Source organism: Arthrobacter sp. K410C (assembly GCF_059090105.1).
This window is the reverse complement of record NZ_JBNHFJ010000062.1, coordinates 1-424: the sequence shown is the minus strand read 5'-3', so window position 1 is coordinate 424 and position 424 is coordinate 1. Positions and strand designations below refer to the sequence as shown.

General features: G+C 63.9%; 1 pseudogene. It reads left to right on the top strand.

From position 1 onward, the window contains the following. Positions 1-424, top strand: a pseudogene (locus AC5RU7_RS21075) (sarcosine dehydrogenase); the annotation flags it as partial.

The following is a 424-nucleotide window of genomic DNA, read 5'->3' as shown; positions in this document are numbered from 1 at the left end:
ACCTCGACGAGCTCGGAAGCTTCAAGCCGGACGAGATCAGCGAACACCACATGCCCTCCCGCCTGGACTTCACCGTCGAGGACTTCCTGCCCGCCTGGGAAGCGACCAAGCAGATCCTGCCCGCCCTGCGCGAAGCCGAGATCGAAGACGGCTTCAACGGCATCTTCTCCTTCACCCCCGACGGCGGCTCCCTCGTGGGCGAATCCAAGGAACTGGACGGCTTCTACGTCGCCGAAGCCGTCTGGGTCACCCACTCCGCAGGGATCGCCCGCGCCGTCGCCGAACTCCTGGTCGACGGCAAATCCTCCATCGACCTGGGCGACTGCGACATCAACCGGTTCGAAGACGTCCAGCTCACCGACGAGTACGTCTCCGAGACCTCGCAGCAGAACTTCGTCGAAATCTACGACGTCCTGCACCCGCT